This is a genomic window from Agrobacterium sp. DSM 25558, assembly GCF_900100825.1.
In the GTDB taxonomy this organism is placed as follows: Bacteria; Pseudomonadota; Alphaproteobacteria; order Rhizobiales; family Rhizobiaceae; genus Agrobacterium.
Window position 1 is genome coordinate 62,607 of the sequence record NZ_FMUD01000028.1, and the last position, 6,838, is coordinate 69,444.

Annotated in this window: 7 protein-coding genes and 1 pseudogene; 5 read left to right on the forward strand and 3 right to left on the reverse strand. The window is 57.8% G+C overall.

All coding sequences use genetic code 11. From position 1 onward, the window contains the following. Nucleotides 1–22: 22 nt before the first annotated feature. The 3 genes from fabD to DSM25558_RS29680 form a co-directional block, all read right to left on the reverse strand. Nucleotides 23–967 (reverse strand): ACP S-malonyltransferase, encoded by a 945-nt coding sequence (gene fabD / locus DSM25558_RS20640; RefSeq protein ID WP_077106577.1) that lies wholly within the window; start codon nucleotides 965–967, stop codon nucleotides 23–25. 119 nt (nucleotides 968–1,086) lie between these two features. Next, complete coding sequence (locus DSM25558_RS20645) at nucleotides 1,087–2,370, reverse strand: Nramp family divalent metal transporter (protein ID WP_077106570.1); 1,284 nt, start codon at nucleotides 2,368–2,370, stop codon at nucleotides 1,087–1,089. Between the two features lie 97 nt (nucleotides 2,371–2,467). Further along, nucleotides 2,468–2,602 (reverse strand): hypothetical protein, encoded by a 135-nt coding sequence (locus tag DSM25558_RS29680; RefSeq protein ID WP_256387085.1) that lies wholly within the window; start codon nucleotides 2,600–2,602, stop codon nucleotides 2,468–2,470. Between the two features lie 16 nt (nucleotides 2,603–2,618). Between DSM25558_RS29680 and DSM25558_RS20650 the strand changes: the two genes are divergently transcribed. The 5 genes and pseudogenes from DSM25558_RS20650 to rplI all read left to right on the forward strand — a co-directional run bounded on the left by DSM25558_RS20650 (nucleotide 2,619) and on the right by rplI (nucleotide 6,404). Next, entirely contained in the window at nucleotides 2,619–3,662 is a 1,044-nt protein-coding gene (locus tag DSM25558_RS20650; protein WP_077106578.1) for an aldo/keto reductase, read from the forward strand. Nucleotides 3,663–3,947: 285 nt separating this feature from the next. Next, nucleotides 3,948–4,418, forward strand: coding sequence for a 30S ribosomal protein S6 (gene rpsF / locus DSM25558_RS20655; RefSeq protein WP_067643934.1), 471 nt, complete (start codon nucleotides 3,948–3,950; stop codon nucleotides 4,416–4,418). A gap of 12 nt (nucleotides 4,419–4,430) precedes the next feature. Further along, nucleotides 4,431–4,678 (forward strand): annotated as a pseudogene (rpsR, locus tag DSM25558_RS20660) (30S ribosomal protein S18). 158 nt (nucleotides 4,679–4,836) lie between these two features. Beyond that, a complete protein-coding gene (locus DSM25558_RS20665) occupies nucleotides 4,837–5,808 on the forward strand; it encodes a DUF2232 domain-containing protein (RefSeq protein WP_077106571.1) in 972 nt (323 codons plus the stop codon). Nucleotides 5,809–5,822: 14 nt separating this feature from the next. Beyond that, complete coding sequence (gene rplI, locus DSM25558_RS20670; protein WP_077106572.1) at nucleotides 5,823–6,404, forward strand: 50S ribosomal protein L9; 582 nt, start codon at nucleotides 5,823–5,825, stop codon at nucleotides 6,402–6,404. Nucleotides 6,405–6,838 lie beyond the last annotated feature (434 nt).

Genomic DNA, 6,838 nt, shown 5'->3' on the forward strand with positions numbered 1-6,838 from the left:
ATCCTTTGTCTATCTTTAGAACTCAGCCGAGAAGTGTTGTCAGAGCGGCATCGATATCGGAAGGCGTGCCGACGGCAACACCACTCACCGTCTTGTCGATGCGGCGAGCGAGGCCGGTCAGCACTTTGCCGGAGCCGATTTCGTAGAGTGTCGTAACATCATTTGCCGCAAACCACTCCACGGTTTCGCGCCAGCGCACCTGGCCCGTTACCTGTTCGACCAACAGTCTGGCAATCTCTTCGGCATCCGACACCGGTGCTGCACGCACGTTAGCAATAACAGGCACGATTGGGCTCTTCTTGGCCACATCAGCCAGCGCCGCGCGCATGGCGTCAGCAGCAGGTGCCATCAGTGCGGAATGGAAGGGCGCTGATACCGGCAGCATGATGGCGCGCTTTGCGCCTTTTTCGGATGCCAGTACCGCACCCTTCTCCACCGGAGCTTTCGAGCCGGAAATGACCAGCTGTCCACCACCATTGTCATTGGCGATCTGGCAAACGCCACCGACAGCCGCTTCCGTGCAGATGGCTTCGACATCGCCATGCTCAAGACCGATGATGGCAGCCATAGCGCCCTCACCCACCGGCACTGCGGCCTGCATGGCATTGCCACGAATTCGCAGCAGACGGGCGGTATCTGATAGTGAGAATGTTCCGGCAGCACAGAGCGCCGAATATTCGCCAAGCGAATGACCGGCGACGTAGGAAACCTTGTCGGCAAGCTTTAGCCCGCGTGCTTCCAGCACCCGCATGACGGCAACGGAGACGGCCATCAGCGCTGGCTGCGCATTTGCCGTCAGCGTCAGTGTTTCCTCTGGGCCATTCCACATGATGTCGGAAAGCTTCTGACCAAGCGCCTCATCGACCTCTTCAAAGACAGCGCGTGCCTCTGCGAAGTTCTCGGCAAGCTCCTTGCCCATACCGACAGCCTGGCTGCCCTGACCCGGAAATGTGAATGCAATAGCCATGGGATCCATCCCTTCTCTTATTTTCTTGGGGACTTCCATTCACATTCCGGCCAGCGGAGTCAAGGCTTTGCGGGGTGCGGCAGGTGTCTGTCCACCTCTCACACCCCGTAATCGGCGCTTCACCGCGTAAACAGCCCGATCACTTCGCTGATGCACAGAACGATGAACAGCAGCGCGGAAATGCCCAACAGACCGTTGGATAGCCAGCCGCTGCGCCACTCCTTCGGCACGCGTGAGGAGTTGAGCAGCCAGATCAGCGTCAACGCCAGGAAAGGCATGAAGAAGGCTCCGAGCGCACCATAGATAATGACGAGCAGGAACGGCCGTCCGAGGAACAGCAACACCATAGGCGGGATCGTCAGCCAGAAGAGATAGAAGCGGAAGGCAGGCGTCTTTTCCAGCCCTTCACGGGAGCCGGTCTCTCCCTTGATGCCACGCACGAAATCCGCAAACAGCATGGACACGCCCTGCCAGACGCCCAGCACCGATGAGATGGCCGTAGCGAAGAAGCCGATCAGGAACAGCGTGGACATGGTGCTGCCGAATCGTTCCTCCAGCACCCGGTCGAGATCGAGAAGGCCGCGATCGCCTGTCGAAAGCGCAATCTGCGATGCGTAGAGCAGTTCGGCACCGATGATGAGCATGGCCACGACGAACATGCCGGTGACGATATAGGCGACACGGTTATCAAGCCGCATCACGCCCATCCATGCCGGTGTGCGCCAGCCCTTGGCATTCACCCAATAACCATAGGACGCCATGGTGATGGTGCCGCCGACACCGCCGATGAGGCCGAGCGTATAGATAGCCGATCCCTCGGGTATGGACGGAATAAGGCCCGTTACGGCTTCACCGACATTCGGCGAGACCATAATGGCAATGCCGATCACGATGACGAACATGATGCCGATGAAAATCTTCATGACAGTTTCGAAGGCGTCATAACGGTTGAAGGCCACAAAGGCGGCGCAGGAAAGTCCTGTCAGCACGGCCCATATCCACAGAGGCACGGAGGGAAAGAAGACGGCGAGTGGCAGGGCCGTGGCGCTCATGGCCGTTGCGCCATACACGAAACCCCAGACCATGATGTAGATGCCGAAATACCAGCTGGTCCATTTGCCCAGCGACCGCCAGCCTTCCAGCATGGTGGAACCGGTGGCCAGATGGTAGCGAGCGGAACCCTCTGCCAAAGCTATCTTCACGATGCAGCCGAGGACAGCAGCCCACAAAAGCGCATAACCGAATCGGGAACCGGCAATCAGCGTGGCAACGAGGTCGCCTGCGCCCACACCGGTGGCGGCAGCGACGATGCCGGGACCGATGAGTTTCCATCGTCCTGTTGCCGGTGGTACCGCCTTATCATCAACTTTTGTCGGCTGCGCAATTGCTGCACTGTCTGTCATTCACGGTCCTCCGCGCTGGTTTATGATCGAACCCAAATGCACACAGCAGAAGATGGTTGCGCGCAAAAAGGGAAATGCATCCCCGTTTTTGCAATAGTCAGACCTGAATTGCTACCCTTGAGAGATAAATCGCTTGAGAATGGCCATAAGCATCGAATTTTCTGGAATGTTTTTTCTTGCGCTTGGCCAAATCAGAGATAGTCTCCAGCGCACCTTCCAAGCCATCAGCCAATCATCAGGACATTTCCATGAAACATAACACCCTGGGACGTACGGGCATTTCCGTGTCGGAAATCTGCCTCGGCACCATGACGTGGGGCACGCAGAACACCGAGGCCGAAGCGCACGAACAGATGGATTATGCCGTCGAAAACGGCGTCAATTTCTTCGACACCGCCGAGCTTTATCCCACCACGCCGGTTTCGCCTGAAACGCAGGGCCGCACCGAAGAATATATCGGCACATGGTTCCAGAAGACCGGCAAGCGCAAGGATATCGTGCTGGCCACCAAGGTCGCAGGCTCCGGTCGTGACTACATCAGAGGTGGCCGCGATATCGATGCCGCCTCGATTCGCGAAGCCGTCGATACCAGCCTTGCGCGTCTGAAAACGGATTACATCGATCTCTACCAGATCCACTGGCCCAACCGCGGCACCTACCACTTCCGCGGCGTCTGGGGTTTCGACGCCTCGACGCAGAACACCGAAAAGACACTGTCCGAAATCACCGAAAAGCTGGAAACGCTGGGCGAACTGGTCAAGGCCGGCAAAATCCGCGCCATCGGGCTTTCCAACGAAAGCGCCTGGGGGACGCAGAAATACATCGACATTGCCGAAGCCAACAGCCTGCCGCGCGTCGCCTCGATCCAGAACGAATATAATCTTCTGTATCGGTCTTTCGATCTGGACCTGGCCGAAGTCTCCCACCACGAACAGGTCGGCCTGCTGGCCTACTCACCACTGGCGGGCGGCATCCTGACCGGCAAATACCAGAACGGCGGTCGCCCGGACGGTTCACGCGGTTCGATCAATAAGGATATTGGCGGACGTTTGCAGCCCTTGCAGGAAGCGCCGGTGAAGGCCTATCTCGAACTGGCTTACGAACACGACCTGGACCCAGCCCAACTCGCCATCGCCTTCACCCTGTCCCGTCCGTTCATGGCATCCTCCATCATCGGCGCAACAACCATGGAACAGTTGAAGACGGATATCGCAGCAGCCGATATCAAGCTTTCGGACGAGGTCCTGAAGAGCATTGCCGACATTCACCGGCAGTACCCAATGCCGATCTGACGCGGCACAAACCATGCTTTTTCGGGCAGCGCGCTTGCATTCGGCCCAAAAATCCGTATAAGCGCGCTGTTCACAACACCCGGTCCAATTGGCTGGTGGCTGAACGGAGGGCTGGTTTCGGTGACGAAACAGCAGGACCATAAGGTTTCCGGCCTCCCGTGTCTCCGCTCTCGACCGTCTCGAACAACGCTTTTCTTGCCCTTGGCTTTTGCCAAACAGGAGCAGTCGTTGAGGCTTAGCGCCGTTGCCGGGTGATGAATGAAACGCAAGAAAGGCAAAGCTTAAATGGCTCTTTACGAACACATCTTCCTTGCCCGGCAGGATATCACTGCCCAGCAGGTCGACGCACTTGTCGAGCAGTACAAGGGCGTTATCGAATCGTACGGCGGTAAGGTCGGACGCGTCGAAAACTGGGGTCTGAAGTCCCTGACATACCGCATCAAGAAGAACCGCAAGGCTCACTACGCTCTGATGGACATCGATGCTCCAGCACCGGCGATCCACGAAATCGAGCGCCAGATGCGTATCAATGAAGACGTTCTTCGCTACATGACCATCTCCGTGGAAGCCCACGAAGAAGGCCCATCTGCAATGATGCAGAAGCGCGACCGTGACGACCGTCCTCGCCGCGATGGCGACCGTCCTGACCGTGGCCCACGTGAAGGTGGCTTCGATCGTGGTCCTCGTCCACCTCGCGAAGGTGGCTTCGGCGACCGTGAAGACCGTCCGCGCCGTCCGCGCGAAGACCGTGCATAAGGAGCATATATAATGGCTGACGCATCTTCTTCCCAGGCACGCCGCCCGTTCCACCGCCGTCGCAAGACGTGCCCTTTCTCCGGCGCAAACGCTCCGAAGATCGACTACAAGGACGTACGTCTTCTGCAGCGCTACATTTCTGAGCGTGGCAAGATCGTTCCTTCCCGTATCACAGCTGTTTCCCAGAAGAAGCAGCGCGACTCGCTCAGGCGATCAAGCGCGCTCGTTTCCTCGGCCTGCTGCCATACGTTCTGACCTAATATAATCTGCGAGGCTGCGCTTTTGCGCGGCCTCGTTTTCTGCATGACGACATCCTTCCGCGTTGGGCGTGGATCGATCTTGAAATGAAAACCCATGTTGGGGACGCGGTTCTAACGGACCATCCTCTAACTGCTACAAAGTTCAGCAGGACAGCGACTTGCCAAAATTGAACCAGACAGTGCTGATTCCCGGCATTCTTGCCGGCATATGCGCAGCGTTTCTAACGCTTGGCGCAACCGCACAGTCGTCGATGTCTTTCCTGCTTTATGCTGCCTCCGCCATGCCGGTTCTCGTTGCCGGGCTGGGCTGGGGCAATGTATCGGCCATCATTGCCATTCTGTCGGCAGGTGTCCTCGGCACCCTCGCCGTATCCCCCATCTTTGCCGTGACGATCGCGATATTCACGCTGATCCCGGCTGGCTGGCTGTCTCACCTTGCTAACCTCGCTCGTCCGGCATCCGAACTGGGTGGCCCTGATGATCTGATGGCATGGTATCCGCTTTCGGGCATCGTCCTGCATCTCTGCGCGCTCATCACCGTCTCCGTCATCGTCCTCGGCACGATGATTGGCTACGGCCCCGATCTCGTGTCGCAACTGGTCGATGTGATGATGGCGTCGGTGCAAACGCGTGAAGCATCCTTCACACCGGATGCGACGGCACTTGCGCAGACGAAAACACTGTTGGTGCTGATGCTGCCGATGGTTCAGGGCGGTCTCTGGGTCATCATGCTGTTTGCGGCCTATTATTTCGCCAGCCGTGCGGTTCGCTCTTTCGGCAAGGGCTTGCGCCCGCGTGAAGACATTGCAGCAGCACTGCGCATGCACCGCAACGCGATCTTCATCTTCCTCGGCGGCATTGTTCTGACCTTCCTCGGCGGCACCGTGGCGATGGTCGGCGCTGTTGTCTGCGGCACCTTCGGCGCGGGCTTCGTCATGGCAGGCTATGCTTCACTGCATCATCGTTCCAAGGGCAAGGACTGGCGCTGGCCGGTTCTGGTTCTCAGCTACATATCGGCGGTTTTCGTCTTTCCGCTGCTTCTCATTCTTGTGCTTGGTTTGAGCGACGTGCGCAGCACGATCTCCCTCACGCCACCACGGAAACCTGACAATAACGAAACCAAACCTTAGAAAGGATCAAGAAGATGGAAGTCATTCTTCTCGAACGCATCGCAAAGCTTGGCCAGATGGGCGAAACCGTAAAGGTTCGCGATGGCTACGCACGTAACTTCCTGCTGCCACACGGCAAGGCACTTCGCGCCAACGCTTCCAACAAGACCCGTTTCGAATCCGAGCGCGCAACGCTCGAAGCTCGTAACCTTGAGCGCAAGTCCGAAGCCCAGACCGTTGCCGACGCACTGGCAGGCAAGAGCTTCATCGTTGTTCGTTCCGCTGGCGAAACCGGCCAGATGTACGGCTCTGTTGCTGCTCGTGACGTTGTTGAAATCCTCGGCGCTGAAGGCTTCAACATCGGCCGCAACCAGGTCGAACTCAACACACCGATCAAGACCATCGGCCTGCACAACGTAACACTTCACCTGCACGCAGAAGTCGAGCTTCAGGTTGAACTGAACGTTGCCCGTTCGGCTGAAGAAGCAGAGCGTCAGGCCAAGGGCGAAAGCCTCACATCCGCCGACGCCATCTACGGCGTTGACGAAGATGCTCTTCGTCCAGAAGACTTCTTTGATCCAGACGCAGAATTCAACGGCGAAGGCGACGACGAATAATCGTCTCTGGCCTGTTGGACTGAATACTGAAACCCCGGATGGCGACATTCGGGGTTTTTGGGTTTTATGGGGTTGGTGGGGTTGGTGGGGCGTCGCGGGTGTGGCTTTACCCCCTTGTAACTTCCCTTCACCGTCCTTTGGGTGTGTACTGCCCTGTGCGGTGGCGGATGTGAGACCGAAGCCCCTTAGGGACACCAAGCCCGTGGCAGAGCCCGGTTGTGCATCCGCCGTTCCATCGAACCCGAACAGTCGCCAGGGCCGCTTGCGCGTGCAAAGCCCGATTAGGCAAGGATGGGATAAGATGGATATTATCGTTGGTATCGACGTGTCGAAGGAGCGTCTCGACGTTGCGGTTTCACCCTCTGGTGCAAGCTTTTGTGTCGGGAACGACCATGATGGCATCGAAGAACTTGCGCGTCGCCTTAAGGCGGAGA

Bases quoted from the DNA above. Each gene is read 5' to 3' on its own strand.
- fabD (WP_077106577.1), bottom strand. From the start codon at position 967: ATGGCTATTGCATTCACATTTCCGGGTCAGGGCAGCCAGGCTGTCGGT.
- DSM25558_RS20645 (WP_077106570.1), bottom strand. From the start codon at position 2,370: ATGACAGACAGTGCAGCAATTGCGCAGCCGACAAAAGTTGATGATAAG.
- DSM25558_RS20650 (WP_077106578.1), top strand. From the start codon at position 2,619: ATGAAACATAACACCCTGGGACGTACGGGCATTTCCGTGTCGGAAATC.
- rpsF (WP_067643934.1), top strand. From the start codon at position 3,948: ATGGCTCTTTACGAACACATCTTCCTTGCCCGGCAGGATATCACTGCC.
- rplI (WP_077106572.1), top strand. From the start codon at position 5,823: ATGGAAGTCATTCTTCTCGAACGCATCGCAAAGCTTGGCCAGATGGGC.